The sequence below is a fragment of the Pseudomonas syringae group sp. 247E2 genome, from assembly GCF_032587795.1.
Classification (GTDB): domain Bacteria; phylum Pseudomonadota; class Gammaproteobacteria; order Pseudomonadales; family Pseudomonadaceae; genus Aquipseudomonas; species Aquipseudomonas amygdali.
Genome location: NZ_JAWHPK010000020.1, coordinates 118,750 through 134,072, shown reverse-complemented (window position 1 = coordinate 134,072; position 15,323 = coordinate 118,750). Strand labels below are relative to the sequence as shown.

The 15,323-nt window shown below is 59.1% G+C and carries 16 protein-coding genes and 1 pseudogene; 3 read left to right on the top strand and 14 right to left on the bottom strand.

Translation table 11 applies throughout. The features are described from left to right. Positions 1 to 517: 517 nt before the first annotated feature. The 12 genes and pseudogenes from RYC18_RS26575 to ubiE all read right to left on the bottom strand — a co-directional run bounded on the left by RYC18_RS26575 (position 518) and on the right by ubiE (position 10,762). Positions 518 to 1,234 (bottom strand): methyl-accepting chemotaxis protein, encoded by a 717-nt coding sequence (locus RYC18_RS26575; protein ID WP_410478379.1) that lies wholly within the window; start codon positions 1,232 to 1,234, stop codon positions 518 to 520. Between the two features lie 141 nt (positions 1,235 to 1,375). Then, a pseudogene (locus RYC18_RS26570) lies at positions 1,376 to 2,428 on the bottom strand (methyl-accepting chemotaxis protein); the annotation flags it as partial. Positions 2,429 to 2,663: 235 nt separating this feature from the next. Further along, the gene (locus RYC18_RS19120; RefSeq protein ID WP_410478378.1) at positions 2,664 to 4,499 is read right to left on the bottom strand and encodes a methyl-accepting chemotaxis protein; all 1,836 of its coding nucleotides are present in this window, start codon (positions 4,497 to 4,499) and stop codon (positions 2,664 to 2,666) included. Positions 4,500 to 4,670: 171 nt separating this feature from the next. Then, on the bottom strand, positions 4,671 to 5,378 hold the full coding sequence (locus tag RYC18_RS19115) for a 16S rRNA (uracil(1498)-N(3))-methyltransferase (protein WP_005778655.1): 708 nt from the start codon (positions 5,376 to 5,378) through the stop codon (positions 4,671 to 4,673). Continuing rightward, positions 5,375 to 6,175: a twin-arginine translocase subunit TatC gene (gene tatC / locus RYC18_RS19110; RefSeq protein WP_005743129.1), complete on the bottom strand. Its 801-nt coding sequence runs from the start codon at positions 6,173 to 6,175 to the stop codon at positions 5,375 to 5,377. Before tatC ends, RYC18_RS19115 begins: the two co-directional genes overlap by 4 nt. Next, entirely contained in the window at positions 6,172 to 6,633 is a 462-nt protein-coding gene (tatB, locus tag RYC18_RS19105) for a Sec-independent protein translocase protein TatB (RefSeq protein ID WP_316886605.1), read from the bottom strand. Before tatB ends, tatC begins: the two co-directional genes overlap by 4 nt. 4 nt (positions 6,634 to 6,637) lie before the next feature. Continuing rightward, positions 6,638 to 6,913 carry a twin-arginine translocase TatA/TatE family subunit gene (locus tag RYC18_RS19100; protein ID WP_002551630.1) on the bottom strand — a complete coding sequence of 92 codons (276 nt, stop codon included), beginning with the start codon at positions 6,911 to 6,913 and terminating at the stop codon, positions 6,638 to 6,640. A 44-nt stretch (positions 6,914 to 6,957) separates the two neighbouring features. Continuing rightward, positions 6,958 to 7,290 (bottom strand): phosphoribosyl-ATP diphosphatase, encoded by a 333-nt coding sequence (locus RYC18_RS19095; protein ID WP_002551631.1) that lies wholly within the window; start codon positions 7,288 to 7,290, stop codon positions 6,958 to 6,960. 2 nt (positions 7,291 to 7,292) lie between these two features. Continuing rightward, positions 7,293 to 7,685: a phosphoribosyl-AMP cyclohydrolase gene (hisI, locus tag RYC18_RS19090; RefSeq protein ID WP_002551632.1), complete on the bottom strand. Its 393-nt coding sequence runs from the start codon at positions 7,683 to 7,685 to the stop codon at positions 7,293 to 7,295. Positions 7,686 to 7,752: 67 nt separating this feature from the next. Beyond that, positions 7,753 to 9,372 carry a ubiquinone biosynthesis regulatory protein kinase UbiB gene (gene ubiB / locus RYC18_RS19085; protein ID WP_004654216.1) on the bottom strand — a complete coding sequence of 540 codons (1,620 nt, stop codon included), beginning with the start codon at positions 9,370 to 9,372 and terminating at the stop codon, positions 7,753 to 7,755. Next, positions 9,369 to 9,992, bottom strand: coding sequence for an SCP2 domain-containing protein (locus RYC18_RS19080; protein ID WP_004654219.1), 624 nt, complete (start codon positions 9,990 to 9,992; stop codon positions 9,369 to 9,371). The genes ubiB and RYC18_RS19080 overlap by 4 nt, the downstream gene beginning before the upstream one ends. Beyond that, a complete protein-coding gene (gene ubiE / locus RYC18_RS19075) occupies positions 9,992 to 10,762 on the bottom strand; it encodes a bifunctional demethylmenaquinone methyltransferase/2-methoxy-6-polyprenyl-1,4-benzoquinol methylase UbiE (RefSeq protein WP_002551635.1) in 771 nt (256 codons plus the stop codon). The genes RYC18_RS19080 and ubiE overlap by 1 nt, the downstream gene beginning before the upstream one ends. Positions 10,763 to 10,905: 143 nt before the next feature. Between ubiE and RYC18_RS19070 the strand changes: the two genes are divergently transcribed. From RYC18_RS19070 to RYC18_RS19060, 3 genes are all read left to right on the top strand, one after another. Continuing rightward, positions 10,906 to 11,184, top strand: a complete 279-nt coding sequence (locus RYC18_RS19070; protein WP_002551636.1) for a polyhydroxyalkanoic acid system family protein — start codon at positions 10,906 to 10,908, stop codon at positions 11,182 to 11,184. A gap of 98 nt (positions 11,185 to 11,282) precedes the next feature. Beyond that, positions 11,283 to 11,756, top strand: a complete 474-nt coding sequence (locus RYC18_RS19065) for a phasin family protein (RefSeq protein ID WP_005778662.1) — start codon at positions 11,283 to 11,285, stop codon at positions 11,754 to 11,756. Positions 11,757 to 11,766: 10 nt separating this feature from the next. After that, entirely contained in the window at positions 11,767 to 12,552 is a 786-nt protein-coding gene (locus RYC18_RS19060; protein WP_316886604.1) for a phasin family protein, read from the top strand. 302 nt (positions 12,553 to 12,854) lie between these two features. On the opposite strand, the gene RYC18_RS19055 is transcribed toward RYC18_RS19060, so the two are convergent. Both RYC18_RS19055 and phaC read right to left on the bottom strand, forming a co-directional pair. Beyond that, a complete protein-coding gene (locus RYC18_RS19055) occupies positions 12,855 to 13,469 on the bottom strand; it encodes a TetR/AcrR family transcriptional regulator (protein ID WP_002551639.1) in 615 nt (204 codons plus the stop codon). A gap of 66 nt (positions 13,470 to 13,535) precedes the next feature. After that, on the bottom strand, positions 13,536 to 15,218 hold the full coding sequence (phaC, locus tag RYC18_RS19050) for a class II poly(R)-hydroxyalkanoic acid synthase (protein WP_192485565.1): 1,683 nt from the start codon (positions 15,216 to 15,218) through the stop codon (positions 13,536 to 13,538). Positions 15,219 to 15,323: the final 105 nt, after the last annotated feature.

Below are 15,323 nucleotides of genomic sequence, written 5' to 3'. Positions count from 1 at the left end.
GACGCTCGTTCCTCACGCTCCAGCGTGGGAATGCAGTTCACGACGCTCTGCGTCGTCAGAGGGCGCGGAGCGTCCAGACCGGCATGCCCACGCGGAGCATGGGCACGATAGTGTTATCCCTGACGACGCTCGTTCCTCACGCTCCAGCGTGGGAATGCAGTTCACGACGCTCTGCGTCGCAAGAGGACGCGGAGCGTCCAGACCGGCATGCCTACGCGGAGCATGGGCACGATGGTGTTATCCCTGACGACGCTCGTTCCTCACGCTCCAGCGTGGGAATGCAGTTCACGACGCTCTGCGTCGCAAGAGGACGCGGAGCGTCCAGACCGGCATGCCTACGCGGAGCATGGGCACGATGGTGTTATCCCTGACGACGCTCGTTCCTCACGCTCCAGCGTGGGAATGCAGTTCACGACGCTCTGCGTCGTCAGAGGACGCGGAGCGTAAGGATCGGTATGCCTACGCGGAGCATGGGCGCGATAGTGTTAGCCGGGCCGCCTGCTGGTGCAATGGTGGTTCAACTCACCCTGAATTTCCCCACCAGTGTCTGCAAGTGAGTTCCCAGTCTGGCGAGTTCGACGCTGGAGGCTGCGGTTTGCTCGCTGGCGGCGGCGGTCTGTTCGGAGATGTCGCGTACGCTGATGACGTTACGGTTGATCTGTTCGGCAACCACGCTTTGTTCTTCGCTGGCGGTGGCGATCTGTTCGTTCATGTGCTGGATGGTCGCCACCGTACGGGTGATCTGCTCCAGCGCGCTTCCCGCGCGGCGGCTCAGTTCAACGGTGTTGTCGGTCAGGGTGCGGCTGTTGTCCAGCGTGGTTGCGACCTGCTGGGTGCCACTTTGCAGTGCGGCGATCAATTCCTCGATCTCTTCTGTGGACTTTTGCGTGCGTTGCGCCAGGCCGCGTACCTCATCGGCGACCACCGCGAAGCCGCGTCCGGCTTCACCAGCGCGAGCTGCCTCAATGGCCGCATTCAGGGCCAGCAGGTTGGTTTGCTGCGAAACCGACTTGATTACGTCGAGAACGCCGACGATCTTGTTGCTTTCCAGCTTGAGTTCGCTCATCGACTGCGTAGAGTTCACTACCTCGCGAGCCAGTTGCTCGATCTGACTGATAGCCCGCCCGACAACCTCTTCACCGCTGCGGGCCTGTTGATCCGCCTGAGCCGCGGCCTGGGAAGCCTCCTGAGCATTACGCGCGACTTCCTGCACCGTCGCGGCCATTTCATTCATGGCCGTGGCCACCTGGTCGGTCTCGTCTTTCTGACTGGTGACCCCGATGCAGGTCTGCTTGGTCACCGCTGACAACTGCTCGGCCGCGCTGGCGATCTGCGATACGCCCTCGCTGATACCGCCGACCAGCTCGCGCAGGCTGACCGTCATGGTCTGCATACTGCCTTGTAACTGACCCATTTCGTCACGACGGGTCACTGACATGTCCCGACTCAGATCACCCTGAGCGATGCGTGCTGCGACAAGCAGCGTCTGCTGTAAAGGTACGGTGATCTGCCGGGTCATGACCCAGGCGGCCAGCAACCCGACCAGCAGCGCCAGGCCCGCAACACTGCTCAGGGTGGTGCTGGAATTAACTGCTTCACTGTCGCGCTGAGCGGTTTGCAGACGGTTCAACGCGGCGACGGAGTCCAGCAACTGGTCGCCGAGACTTCTCATAAGTTCCTGGTCCGCCTCGGCTTTGGTTTGTATCTGTTTGAACTCGTTGAGCCTTTCCCGATAGCCTTGCAGAGCTGTAGTGGCGGCTCCCAGGCCCTGAAGGCTTTCACTGTCCTCGTCCTGCCCGATCTGCCCGATTTCCTTGAGCGCTTCGTCGATGGCGACAATGGCGGCGGCTTCATCGGCATCGCGAGTGGTGAAGGTATAGGCCTGTACCTGATAGCGAGCGATCTGTACCTGCTGCCTGAGCTGGGAAATGTTGGTGAATTCCTCCATCCGCTCAGTGCTGTCCTGTTCCTGACTTACGCTCTTGAGTACCTCGCTCTCAACCAGTGCGATGGCCTGCAAGGCCTGCTCTGACGTCTGCTCCAGGCGCGTGCGTACCTGGTTACGAGTCTGACGGTTGGCCCGGACGTCGGCGAAGGTTTTCTCGAGTCTGCTTACCGTCTCAAACTGTCCGTTGAGCAGCGTAATGGTTTCCGCCTCAAGGCTCTGTCGGTGCAGCGCTGTGAGCTGGGCTTTCATTTCGTTGAGCTTGTCTGTCACCAATGCCGTGCTTTCTGGCGTTTTTTCCACGCGATCGGTGATGCGTTCGGCACGCAGGTCTTTGGTGAGGCTGTTGAGCTGGGCAATGTCCGAGAGCGACTCGGAGCGGTCGATCATGGTGTACAGGCCATGCCAGCCGGTCAGTGTGATGATCAGCGTCAATAACAGCACCAGGCCAAAACCCAGTGACAGTTTGAATCTGACGTTCATGTTGCCGAGCGCGTGATTGATCAGTCGGAACATAGGAATCTCCTGCAATGAGCGAACAAAAGCATGTTCCGGGCGAGTCAGAACATGCGTTGTGAGCGCATCGGCGTGGTGATTCATTGCGTGACCTGAGAAGGTCGTAGGATATTTCCGAGCACGAAGGAGGGGTGAACGGTGTCACGTTTTTACGGGAGAAGAAGCCCGCGCTCAGTGCTGGCGCGGGCTGGATGCTGCCAGGTCAGACAGTAAAGCGACTCACCAGCAATTGAAGATGGTTGCCAAGTCTTGCCAGTTCGACACTGGACGCCGCGGTCTCTTCGCTGGCCGCAGACGTCTGTTCGGACACATCGCGGACATTGATGATGCTGCGGTTGATCTCTTCTGCGGTCGCGCTCTGTTCCTCGGCGGCCGCTGCAATCTGCTGGTTCATTGCCTGGATAGCCGAGACGGTTTTGGTGATGTTTTCCAATGAGCCACCAGCCCGACGTGTCAGCTCAACGCTACTGGTGCTCAGTTCCCGGCTGCTGTCCATGACGGTTGCGGCCTGCTGTGTGCCGCTTTGCAGACGGGCGATCAGCGCTTCGATCTCTTCGGTAGACTTTTGCGTGCGCTGCGCCAGGCTGCGCACTTCATCGGCGACCACGGCAAAGCCCCGACCCGCTTCACCGGCGCGGGCGGCCTCGATGGCGGCGTTCAGCGCCAGCAGGTTGGTCTGTTCCGCGACCGACTTGATGACGTCCAGCACGCTGCCGATCTTGTCGCTTTCCTGTTTCAGAGCGCCCATGGCTTCGCTGGAATTGCCCACTGCAGAAGCCAGGCGCTCGATTTGCGCAATGGCTTCGTTGACCACTCGCTCACCATCACGGGCCTGCTGGTCGGCGGCGACGGCTGCTTCAGAGGCTTCTTCGGCGTTGCGCGCGACTTCCTGAACGGTGGCAGTCATTTCATGCATGGCGGTGGCGACCTGATCGGTCTCGACTTTCTGGCTGTTGACCCCGGCACTGGTCTGTTCGGTCACTGCCGAGAGTTCTTCCGCAGCGCTGGCGATCTGGGTCACGCCATCGCGAATTCCGCCCACCAGCTCGCGCAGGCTGACGGTCATGCGCTGGATCGTGCTTTGCAGCTTGCCCAACTCGTCCTTGCGGTCGACCCGCAGGTTGCGACTCAGGTCGCCGGAAGCAACTCTCTCCACCACTTCAAGGGTTTCCTGCAGGGGCGTTGTAATCTGACGAGTGATTACCCAGGCTGCCAGAATGCTGATCACCAAGGCCAGAGCGGTGGCCACCGTGATCATAAAAACAGATTTTTCGCTGTCTGCGTCGCGGCTTTTGTTCTGCCTGGCGATCATGTCATCGCTGGTGTTCAGCATCTTGGTGCCCAGTGCCGTCATTTTCTCCAGCGCGGCCTTGCTGGCGGCTTGCGTGTCCCGATACTGGCCTACTGCAGCGCGGTAGCCGTTGAGCCCGACAACGGCCTGCTGCAGCAACGGCAGGTACTCGGAGGAAATGTCACCGGCCAGGGTATTGATCCCGGTAATGGCTTCATCAATGGCCTGGTTGGCGTTCTTTTCGAAATCCGGACGGCCGCTGTAGGTGTAACCGCGAACCTGGAAGCGCGCCTGCTGAATCAGCTTGCTGACGCCGACGATGCCGTTAAAGGCGAGGATGTTGTCTGCCTTGAGCAGCTCGGCTTCAACCTTGTTTGCCTGATCCACCGCCTTGTCAGCATTGTCGCCCATCTGGCTGCGGCTGATCTCGCGAGCATCGATAGCTTTGGTCATGTCAGCGAAAGACTGGCGGTATTCGCGAGCGGACTGAATCTGACCGTCGAGTGACTGGATGTTTTCGGGCGAGCGCAGCAGATTTCGCGCGTGCACCAGTGCGGCATCAAGTTGATCCAGGGTCTTTCTGACTTCGGCCGCGCTTTCTGCGTTGAACAGGTCTTCGTAACGGGTGCGGTCGATGCGTAGCTGGAGCGTCAGCTCGTTGATTTTTGCAATCGCTGTGACACGATCTCCACGATCGATCAGTGCCTGGTTGCTGAACCAGCCTGTGGCCGAGATCATCAGGGTCATTAGCATGACCAGACCAAAGCCTATTCCCAATTTCAGGCTGACACTCGCATTGGCGAGACGTTGAGATAACCCATGAGACATGACCACTCCTTAGCTGTCTGTTCTTTTATGAATGCACTTACATCGGCAGCGCATCAACTAACTGAAGCGGCCTGGTTGATGTAACAGAGTCTAGAACAGACGAGCGAGAAGGGCAGTTACAGCGGTTTCGACGCGCAGAATGCGCTCGCCAAGTTGCACAGGCTGCAAGCCGGATTGTCGCAACAAGTCGACTTCATAAGGGATCCAGCCGCCTTCGGGGCCGATAGCCAGCGTGACAGGCTGGGTAACCGCGCGCGGGCAGGCAGGCAAGTCACCGGGGTGGCCGACCAGACCCAGGGTGCCTGCAGCCATGTGCGGCAAACGGTCTTCAACGAACGGCTTGAAGCGCTTTTCGATGATGATTTCCGGCAGCACAGAATCGCGCGCTTGCTCCAGCCCCAGAATCAATTGCTCGCGAATGGCCTCGGGCTCCAGAAATGGCGTCTGCCAGAAGCTTTTTTCTACCCGGTAGCTGTTCAGCAGGATGACTTTCGGCACCCCCATGGTCGCGATGGTCTGGAACACCCGGCGGAGCATCTTGGGGCGTGGCAGTGCCAGTAACAGGGTGATGGGCAGTTTTGCCGGCGGGGCGCTATCCAGCGAAACACGCAGCTCTGCTTCATGAGGTTCAAGGCGCAGCAGTTCGGCGCTGCCCAGCAGGCCATTAATGCGGCCGACGCGCAGACTGTCGCCGACCTCTGCACGATGCACCTCCTGCATGTGCTTCAGACGGCGGTCACGCAGGACTACCCGGTCAGCCGCAATGAAATCGGCTTCCTCAAGCAACAGCAGGTTCACGGTGTGGTCGCGGGCGGCTGATCCTGCTTGTCAGCGTCCTCGGCCTGATCGTCCGGATGTTCACCACGCTTCTTGATCATCGAACTGCACAGCACGCCCAGCTCGAACAGCAGCCACATCGGTACTGCCAGCAACGTCTGCGAGAAGATGTCCGGCGGCGTCAGGATCATGCCGACCACGAAGCAGCCGATGATCACGTAGGGACGGATCTTCTTCAGGTACTTGACGTCGACAATACCGATCCACACCAGCAGCACCACGGCCACCGGGATTTCGAAGGCCACGCCAAAGGCGAAGAACAACGTCATCACGAAGTCCAGATAACTGGCGATGTCGGTCATCATCGACACGCCTTCCGGTGTAACGCTGGCGAAGAAGTGGAAAATCAGCGGGAAGACCAAAAAGTACGCGAAGGCCATGCCTGCGTAGAACAGGATGATGCTCGACACCAGCAGTGGCACTGCGACGCGCTTCTCGTGCTTATACAAGCCCGGCGCGATAAAGCCCCAGATCTGGTGCAGGATGACCGGCATGGACAGAAACAGCGCGACCATCATGGTCAGCTTGAACGGCGTGATGAACGGCGAGGCCACGTCGGTGGCGATCATCGTCGCGCCTTCAGGCAGGTAGACGCGCAGCGGGGCCGACACCAGCGTGTAGATCTTCTGCGTGAAGTAAAACAGACCGGCAAAAATCAGGAACACTGCCGCGACACAACGCAACAGACGTGTACGCAGCTCGGTGAGGTGCGAGATCAGCGGCATTTGCTGATCGTTTTCCGGGATATCAGCGCTCATGGTGCTCGCGGTGGCAATGACGAATCGTGGGCGGGAGGCGTCGGGACCGGCGTGCCGACATCGACAGGCTTCGCGGTTTTCTCCAGCGACAGTGCGGTTTTCGGTGCCGCAGGTTCCGCCGGGCCGAGGGTGTTGTGACCAGTGTTGGCGGCGTCGGGCTGCACCGAGGCCGGCTGCGGGCTAACCGGCTCGTAGGTGGTCTCGGGGTGCTGATTCTGCGCGAACATTTTGCGCGCCTCGTCTTCCAGCGAAATAATGTGCTCGTTGTGCAGCTGCCGACGAATTTCGTCGGCCCCGATTTCACGTTCAACTTCCTGTTTGATCGCATTGAAGCTGCGCTTCAACCGGCCGATCCATAAGCCTGCGGTGCGTGCCGCACCCGGCAGGCGCTCTGGGCCCAGTACCAGCAAGGCAACCAGGCCGACAAGCAGCAGTTCAGAGAAGCTGATACCGAACATGGGCTTAAACCTGGTCTTTGCGGATCGGCTCGTCGACTTTGTGCGCCTGCGCGTCGATGGTATGCGGCTGATTCAATGGCGAACCCTGAGGGGCAGCCTGTGCCTGCTGTGGCTGAGGTGCAGGCTGTTCTGCTGGCTTGTCATCGTCATTCATCGCCTTGCGAAAGCCCTTGATCGATTCGCCGACGTCGCTGCCCAGACCCTTGAGTTTCTTGGTCCCGAAAACCAGTACCACGACGATCAGGATGACGATCCAGTGTTTCCAGTCAAAAATACCCATGAAACAGTCCTCGTAAAAGATTTCAAGCTTGAAAGGGGTGAGCGTTATTCTGCCGTGCGAGCGGCTTTTTCCGCGTGGCCGGACAGGCCGAATCGGCGGTCCAGTTCATCGAGCACGGCTTGTGGGTGCTGACCCAGCGCTGCGAGCATCACCATGCTATGAAACCACAGGTCAGCGGTTTCATAGATCACGTCGCTGCAATCTCCGCTGACTGCAGCGTCCTTGGCAGCGATGATGGTCTCGATCGATTCTTCACCGAGCTTTTCCAGAATCTTGTTCAGGCCCTTGTGATACAGGCTGGCGACGTAGGAACTGTCGGCAGCGGCGTCCTTGCGTGATTCCAGCACCTCGGCCAGACGGGACAACGTATCAGTCATGTTCAGTGGCCTGCTGAGTAAATAGCGTCAGGATCTTTCAAAACCGGGTCGACGGTCTTCCAGCCTGAGTTTTCGTACACTCGGTAAAAGCAACTTTCGCGGCCGGTGTGGCACGCGATACCGCCGATCTGCTCGACCATCAGGATAATGACATCGGCATCACAGTCCAGGCGCAGTTCGTGCAGCTTTTGCACGTGACCTGATTCTTCACCTTTACGCCAGAGTTTGCCACGCGAACGCGACCAATAGATGGCACGATTCTCCGACGCCGTCAGGCTCAGGGCTTCGCGGTTCATCCAGGCCATCATCAATACTCGACCGGTCTTGTGATCCTGAGCGATTGCAGGCACCAGACCGTCGCTGTTCCAGTGAATCTCGTCCAGCCAGTCTTTCATATCTACTCCGGCAGCCGGCTTTCATGCCCGGCGGATTGAACAGTGTGCCAGCGCCATACGCTGCTGGCTATCGGCGAACGATCAGATACAGCCCGGCAATCAGCATGATCGCCGCTGGCCAGGCGGTGAGCGTCAGTAGCTGCGTAGCTGCCTCGCTCATCACCCAGCCCTGTATCGCGCCACCTACCAGCAACGCTGCACCGATAAGCCGCAGGACCGGCTCGTCCTTGCGCTCGTGCCAGGGACGTGGCGGATCCGAAGCGTGCGGGCGAGACATGCGCTCCAGTAAATCGCGGGTCATGCCCGCTATATGCGGCAGTTGCTCGACCTGTGACTGCAGATTGCCAAACAGGGTTTTCGGGCTGACCCGTTCACGCATCCAGCGCTCCAGATAAGGCTGCGCGGTGCTCCACAGGTCCAGATCAGGGTACAACTGACGACCCAGCCCCTCGATATTGAGCAGGGTCTTTTGCAGCAGAACCAATTGCGGCTGGACTTCCATATTGAAGCGGCGCGCGGTTTGAAACAGGCGCATCAGCACCTGACCAAAGGAAATATCCTTGAGCGGCTTCTCGAAAATCGGCTCGCAGACCGTGCGGATTGCAGCTTCGAATTCATTGAGCTTGGTTTCTGCCGGCACCCAGCCCGAATCAATGTGCAGCTGCGCAACCCGACGATAATCACGCTTGAAGAAGGCAAACAGGTTACGGGCCAGATAATCCTGATCTTCCGGCGTCAGGCTGCCGACGATGCCGCAGTCGATGGCAATGTATTTCGGGCTCCACGGGTTGACCGTGCTGACGAAAATATTGCCGGGGTGCATGTCGGCGTGGAAGAAACTGTCGCGAAATATCTGGGTGAAGAAGATTTCCACGCCGCGCTCGGCCAGCAGTTTCATGTCGGTACGCTGGTCGGCCAGCCCGGCCATATCGGTGACCTGCAGGCCGTAGATACGCTCCATGACCAGCACTTTGGGGCGGCACCAGTCCCAGTAGACTTGTGGCACGTAGAGCAGGTCCGAGCCTTCGAAGTTGCGACGCAACTGGCTGGAGTTGGCGGCTTCACGCAGCAGGTCCAGCTCGTCGTAGATGGTTTTTTCGTAATCCATCACCACCTGCACCGGGTGCAGCAGGCGTGCATCGGCTGACACGCGCTCGGCCATGCGGGCAAGGATGAACAGCCACGCGAGGTCCTGGCCAATAACCGGCTTGAGGCCTGGGCGTACCACTTTCACCACGACTTCTTCGCCGGTCTTCAAACAGGCGGCATGCACCTGGGCGACCGAAGCAGATGCCAGCGGGGTTTCGTCAAAGCGACTGAAGACGTCGCAGATACGTGCGCCCAGTTGTTCTTCGATGAGATTGATGGCCACCTGCTGGTCGAACGGCGGCACGCGGTCCTGCAGCAGCATCAGTTCGTCGGCGATGTCTTCGGGCAGCAAGTCGCGCCGGGTAGACAGCAGTTGCCCGAACTTGATGAAAATCGGCCCCAGGTCCTGCAATGCCAGACGAAAGCGTACACCACGGCTCAGCTCGGATTTGCGCCGTGGCAGCCAGCGCCAGGGCAGCACGAAACGCACCGCGAGCATCCACCAGGGCAGGGGCAGGGCGAACAACAGGTCATCAAGGCGATAGCGGATAACGACACGTTGAATGCGAAACAAACGGCGGACGGCAAGCAGCTTCATGCGTTATCGCTGGTATTGAGGGAGTGGGCGAGGCGGGCAAAGCGCGCCTCAAGACGGTCCAGATCGAGTTTGATCTGATCGAGTTCGGCGAATCGTGCTTCAGCTTCGTGCTTACCCACCAGCGTACGCGATTCTTCGCTGAGGTAGTCGGCAACGTTCTGGCTGAGGCTGGTGAAACTTTCACGTGTCCAGCGTCCACTGTTGCGCAGTCGGCTGCTGAACAGCTGACTGGCCACCGGGCCGACCCAGTTGGACAGTTCGTGTTCCCAGTCCAGTTCCAGGTCCTGAAGAATGCCGACCAGTTCCAGCAGTACGCCACTGTCACCGTCCAGCTCGACGTCGGGGCCATGCAGCACAGCGGTCTTGTCCTTGCTCAGGGCCAGACGCAGCAGGCTGGAGGCTGGCGCACGCAAGGTGCAGTCGGCGTCGGCAGCCCAGTCTGCTGCCAGCAGCAGGCCTTCGTCACTGGGCAGGATGAAGATTTTCAGAGACGGATCGCGACAGTCCACGGCAATGACATGCCCGGACAGGCGCGCCATACGCGGTAGCGCGGTGCTGTCCAGGCGCAACACGCGATTGATGCCGTGCTCGATACTGGCGAGCAGCCCCCGAAGCAACATCAGGGTTTGATACCGCGATGCAAAGCCACGACGCCCGCCGTCATGTTGTGGTAGGTCACACGGTCAAAACCGGCTTCCACCATCATCGACTTGAGGGTTTCCTGGTTGGGGTGCATGCGGATCGATTCGGCCAGATAGCGGTAGCTTTCCGAGTCATTGGTGACCAGTTTGCCCATCAACGGCATGAACGCGAACGAATAGGCGTCATAGGCCTTGGACATGAGTTTGTTGGTCGGCTTGGAAAACTCCAGCACCAGCAGGCGTCCACCGGGCTTGAGCACGCGCAGCATGGAACGCAGAGCGTCTTCCTTGTGCGTCACGTTGCGCAGGCCGAAGGCGATGGTCACGCAGTCGAAATGGTTGTCCGGGAACGGCAGCTTCTCGGCGTCGGCCTGGACGAACTCGACGTTGCCCGACACGCCAAGGTCCAGCAGGCGGTCACGGCCGACCTTGAGCATGGAGGCGTTGATGTCAGCCAGAACCACTTGCCCGGTCGGGCCGACCAGGTTCGAGAACTTACGGGTCAGGTCGCCCGTGCCGCCGGCAATGTCGAGCACGCGGTTGCCGGTACGAACGCCTGAAAGCTCGATTGCAAAACGCTTCCACAGACGATGCATGCCACCGGACAGCAGGTCGTTCATCAGGTCGTATTTGGCTGCAACCGAATGGAAAACCTCAGCGACTTTTTCTGCCTTCTGGCTTTCCGGTACATTTTTGTAACCGAAGTGAGTCGTAGGTTCGGCATCGCTGCCTTTGCGCTGATCGTTCATATCGCTTCACCGGAATAGAGTGCGGGCCATTCTAATCGCCAGGGCCGGCTTTGTCTTGACAAGGCTCACCGGCAACGCTTTCTTGGATGCAGGCGGGTCTATATAGTTGCGCCGCATTTCATCTGATCATCAAGGAAGCCTGCATGGCCAAGATAACCGTTGAACGCCCGCACGCACTGGGCCGGGAAAAGGCTCGCGAGAGGGCCGAGCAACTGGTCGAGAAGCTTTCCGACAAATACGGACTGGCCCACGAATGGGCAGGCGATACCGTAAAACTGGAAGGCAAGGGGGCCAAGGGCAAGGTTGAAGTCGAAGACGCGTTGATCCGTATCAATATCGAGCTGAACTTCATCCTGTCGGCCATGAGCGGCTCCATCAAGACTGAAGTCGAGCGCGTCCTGGATAAAGCACTGGCCGCCTGAGCATTCGCCCTAGGGTGAGCATTCTAATTTTTCTCCGTAACGTTGTGCTTATGCCCATAGCTGGGCGGTTCCTTCAACTTTCGAGCATGAGGTGCACCATGGCCAGAGCGAACACGAAGAAAAACATCGAAGACCAGCAATCCTCCACGCTTTCCGACGTCAGGCTGTATGCCCGCAAGATCTGGCTGGCCGGTCTGGGGGCCTATTCCAGGGTCAACGAGGAAGGCACACAGTATGTCAGGGACTTGATCAGGACTGGCGAGCAGGCCGAAAAGGAAGTCGTCAAAACGGTCGATGAAAAGCGTCTTGCGGCCAACAGCGAAATCGACTCGATCAAGGGCGAAGTGTCTTACGCCAAAGGTCGTGTCGAGGCGCAACTCGGCAGAATCGAGAGTGCTTTCGACCGTCGTGTCGCAAAAGCCTTGAACCGCATCGCAATCCCGTCTAAACATGATGTTGACACGCTCTCTGCCAAGCTCGACGAGCTGACGGCATTGCTTGAACGTGTCGTGCCTAAAAAGCTTGAACGCTCCGGGTCGAAACGATTCGAACGTTCAGAGTCTGGACAATAAGGAGAGCAGGATGGCTGGCAAGAAAAAAACCGACAAAGACGGCAGCTCATGGATTGGTGAGGTCGAGAAATACTCTCGCCAGATCTGGCTGGCGGGCCTGGGCGCTTATTCCAAGATAAGCAATGACGGCAGCAAGCTTTTCGAGACGCTGGTCAAAGACGGCGAGAAGGCCGAGAAGCAGACCAAGGTCGAGGCGCAGAAGCAGCTCGATGAGGTCAAGGACACCGCCAAGACCGCCAAATCGCGGGTCGGTGATGTGAAAGACCTCGCGGTAGGTAAATGGAATGAGCTGGAAGGGGCCTTCGACAAGCGCCTGAACAGTGCCATTTCGCGTTTGGGCGTGCCGAGCCGCAATGAAGTTCAGGCGCTGCACAGCAAGGTCGACCAACTGACCCGGCAGATCGAGCTGTTGACGGGTGAGAAAGCCAAACCGGTCGCTTCGCGTTCTGCTGCGGCTAAACCTGCACCGAAAACTGCGGCAAAACCTTTGGTCAAGGCTGCGGCTAAAACCGTCGCCAAAACAGCGGATAAAACGGCGCAGAAAACCGCAGCGGCCAAACCAGCAGTCAAGAAAGCTGCGGCCAAACCGGTCGATGCAGCCAGCAAGGCCGCTACTGCCACCGCCAGCAAGGCCAAAACGGTTGCCAAACCGGCCGCGGCGAAGAAACCAGCAGCCAGAAAACCGGCTGCCAAGCCTGCCGCCAAGCCTGCTGCATCGGCGACTCCAGCAACCGGTGCGGCACCCGCTGCATCATCCCCGAGCGCAGCACCGGCAACACCCGCCAGCCAGTCCTGACAACCGGCTGCAACATCGAAGCCCGGTCTGCCAAGCAGGCCGGGCTTTTTTGATATCCCCGAACACCGCCTGTGCCAATGCTTCTGGCCGAAGGCCGTGGGAGCGAACTCAATTATCGTGCGACGCTCCGCGTCGGCATGCCGTTCTGGACGCTCCGCGTCCGGTCTTGAGCATGCGGCGTGGCGCAGAGTTGTGACGCAGAGCGTCACCCAAGGCATTCCCACGCTGGAGCGTGAGGAACGATAGAGGTGTGGGCTGGAGCGTGAGGAGCGCTAACGTTAACTTTCTTATCGTGCCCAGGTTTACCTACCCAGATACTCCATCGCCAACTGTTCGGCAGCCTGCCTCGAGGTGGGCAGCAGGTGTGGGGTCACGAGCATCATGATCTGGTAGACCACCACCCGCACATCACCCTCGCGGCCCAGAATGCGTTGGTAATCCAGCGAAAACAGCAGGTTCATGGTGATCTGTTCCACCAGTTGCCCCAGCGCCTGGGTTTCGCTGACCAGTTGCCCCCGCGATTTCAAACGGGCCAGCAGTGACGCGAGGGTTTTCTTGATCGAGTTGAGCAGGTTGCGAATGCCGCGGGCCAGCTTTGGCAACCTTCCGGCGAGGTTGGACAGGTCTTGAAACAGAAAACGATAGTGCGATAACCGCTCGACAATCAGGTGCAGAAACATCCAGTAGTCTTCGGCCTCAAGCCTGGCATCCGAAGGCGGATCGAGCAGGGGTGCCAGCTCTGCCTGGAACCGCTCGAAAAGACTCAGAATCAACGGCTCCTTGCCATGAAAGTGGTAATACAGATTGCCGGGGCTGATACCCATTTCATTGGCGATTTCCAGCGTGGAAACATTGGGCTCGCCCTGCTGGTTGAACAACGTCAAGGCACATTCAAGGATACGGTCGCGGGTTTTCATCCAGTCTTCTTGTTCAAGAGTCAAAGGGCCGGCTTTGTCTGATCGGGCAGGGCGCAATCCAGCGTTTCAGCGCACATGCACATAAGTCCCGGGCGCAGCCTCCATTGGCGGGTAAGTGGCGTTGCCCAGCTCCGTCCTGGTGTCGTGCTCGGCCCCGGAATGCTCCTGAATCCACTTCAGCCAGTTCGGCCACCAGCTGCCATCATGATGCTGCGCGTCGTAGTACCAGGCGCGCGGGTCGCTGCTCAGCATGCTGTTCTCGACATAGTTGGCTTTCGGGTTGCCCGGCGGGTTGAGAATGCTCTGCACATGGCCGCTGTTGGACAGCACGAAGCGCCGCTCACCGCCCAATAGCAGCGTAGAACGGTACACCGCGTCCCATGGCGTGATGTGGTCGTTGATGCCAGCGATGCTGAAACTGTCCACCGTGACTTTCTGCAGGTCGATGGGTGTTCCGCAGACCTCCAGGCCGCCCGCATGGCTGAGCGGGTTGTGCTTGAAGAAGTCCAGCAGATCACCGTGCAACGCAGCGGGTAGGCGCGTGGTGTCGTTGTTCCAGTAAAGAATGTCGAACGGCGGTGGCGATTTGCCCAGCAGGTAATTGTTGATCCAGTAAGTCCAGATCAGATCATTGGGACGCATCCAGGAAAACACCCGAGTCATCTCGCTGCCCTCCAGCACGCCGCGCTGATAGGAGCGGCGCTTTGCAGCTTCGAGGGTTTGCTCGTCGATAAACAGCGTGGCGGGGCTTTCGATCTGGCTGTCCAGCAGGCTGACCATATAGGTTGCGCTGGCCACGCGGCGCGTCTGTCGCTTGGCCTGCAAGTGACCCAGCAACGCGGCAACGGTCAGACCGCCCGCGCAGGCGCCCACCAGATTGACCTCGCGTGCTGCGCTAATCGCCCGGCAGATATTCATCGCCTGCTCGGTCGCTTCGACATAACTGGACAGCCCCCACTCCCGATGGCGGATATCCGGGTTGCGCCAGCTGATGACAAAGGTCTGCAGGCCGTTCTTGAGGGCATATTGCACAAAGCTGTTGGTTGGGCTGAGATCGAAGATGTAGAACTTGTTGATCTGCGGCGGCACGATCAGGACCGGTCGGCTGAACTGCTTTTCGCTCATCGGTCGATACTGGATCAGCTCGAACATTTCGTTGCGAAACACCACCGCACCGGGCGTGGTCGCTACGGTTCGGCCTACCTCAAAAGCGTCTTTGGTGGTCTGGCTGGGTAGCCCGCTGTTGTGCAACAGATCATCGGCCATGTGGCTCAGGCCCTTGATCAGGCTGATACCCCCCGAGTTGAACAGCTCTTTGACGGCCTGCGGGTTGAGCAGCGTATTGGAAGGTGCCAGCGCATCGTTGATCAGTGTGAACAGAAAGTGCGCGCGCGCACGGTCTTCCGTGGACAGATCGCTGTCATCAATCCATTGCCTGACCTGATGCTGGCAGCTGAGATACACCTGCAAACCCCGGCGATAAAGCGGGTTGAGACTCCAGGTCGGGTCGGCGAAGCGGGGGTCTTTGGGATTGTGCGGATAGGGTGTTTCGCCCAGCACCACCCGCCCCAACTGCTTGCCCAGCGCCAGAGCATGGCGAGCGCTACGAAATGGGTGCCGCAAACCCTGGGCTGCGACGTTGCGCAAGGTAGAAAACAGGTCTCGCCCGCGCAGGCCGGTGATGGCGCTCTGCGCGTTGATGAGATTTGTGGGTGCAGCGCTGGCAACCTTTGCCGATTTTTCTTGCATGAGGGCAACACTCCTTCGTCAGGCAACTCATGGGTTGGCGCCAGTCCGCTTGCGAAGGGGCTGGCGTCGTTCTGCGCGGTCAAAACTCCAGTGTGTTGCGCAGTG

What these genes read in the sequence shown, in the direction of transcription:
- RYC18_RS26575 (WP_410478379.1), bottom strand. Translation starts at nt 1,234, where the DNA reads ATGAATGAAATGGCCGCGACGGTGCAGGAAGTCGCGCGTAATGCTCAG.
- RYC18_RS19120 (WP_410478378.1), bottom strand. Translation starts at nt 4,499, where the DNA reads ATGACCCTGATGATCTCGGCCACAGGCTGGTTCAGCAACCAGGCACTG.
- tatC (WP_005743129.1), bottom strand. Translation starts at nt 6,175, where the DNA reads ATGAGCGCTGATATCCCGGAAAACGATCAGCAAATGCCGCTGATCTCG.
- tatB (WP_316886605.1), bottom strand. Translation starts at nt 6,633, where the DNA reads ATGTTCGGTATCAGCTTCTCTGAACTGCTGCTTGTCGGCCTGGTTGCC.
- RYC18_RS19100 (WP_002551630.1), bottom strand. Translation starts at nt 6,913, where the DNA reads ATGGGTATTTTTGACTGGAAACACTGGATCGTCATCCTGATCGTCGTG.
- RYC18_RS19095 (WP_002551631.1), bottom strand. Translation starts at nt 7,290, where the DNA reads ATGACTGATACGTTGTCCCGTCTGGCCGAGGTGCTGGAATCACGCAAG.
- hisI (WP_002551632.1), bottom strand. Translation starts at nt 7,685, where the DNA reads ATGAAAGACTGGCTGGACGAGATTCACTGGAACAGCGACGGTCTGGTG.
- ubiB (WP_004654216.1), bottom strand. Translation starts at nt 9,372, where the DNA reads ATGAAGCTGCTTGCCGTCCGCCGTTTGTTTCGCATTCAACGTGTCGTT.
- RYC18_RS19080 (WP_004654219.1), bottom strand. Translation starts at nt 9,992, where the DNA reads ATGTTGCTTCGGGGGCTGCTCGCCAGTATCGAGCACGGCATCAATCGC.
- ubiE (WP_002551635.1), bottom strand. Translation starts at nt 10,762, where the DNA reads ATGAACGATCAGCGCAAAGGCAGCGATGCCGAACCTACGACTCACTTC.
- RYC18_RS19070 (WP_002551636.1), top strand. Translation starts at nt 10,906, where the DNA reads ATGGCCAAGATAACCGTTGAACGCCCGCACGCACTGGGCCGGGAAAAG.
- RYC18_RS19065 (WP_005778662.1), top strand. Translation starts at nt 11,283, where the DNA reads ATGGCCAGAGCGAACACGAAGAAAAACATCGAAGACCAGCAATCCTCC.
- RYC18_RS19060 (WP_316886604.1), top strand. Translation starts at nt 11,767, where the DNA reads ATGGCTGGCAAGAAAAAAACCGACAAAGACGGCAGCTCATGGATTGGT.
- RYC18_RS19055 (WP_002551639.1), bottom strand. Translation starts at nt 13,469, where the DNA reads ATGAAAACCCGCGACCGTATCCTTGAATGTGCCTTGACGTTGTTCAAC.
- phaC (WP_192485565.1), bottom strand. Translation starts at nt 15,218, where the DNA reads ATGCAAGAAAAATCGGCAAAGGTTGCCAGCGCTGCACCCACAAATCTC.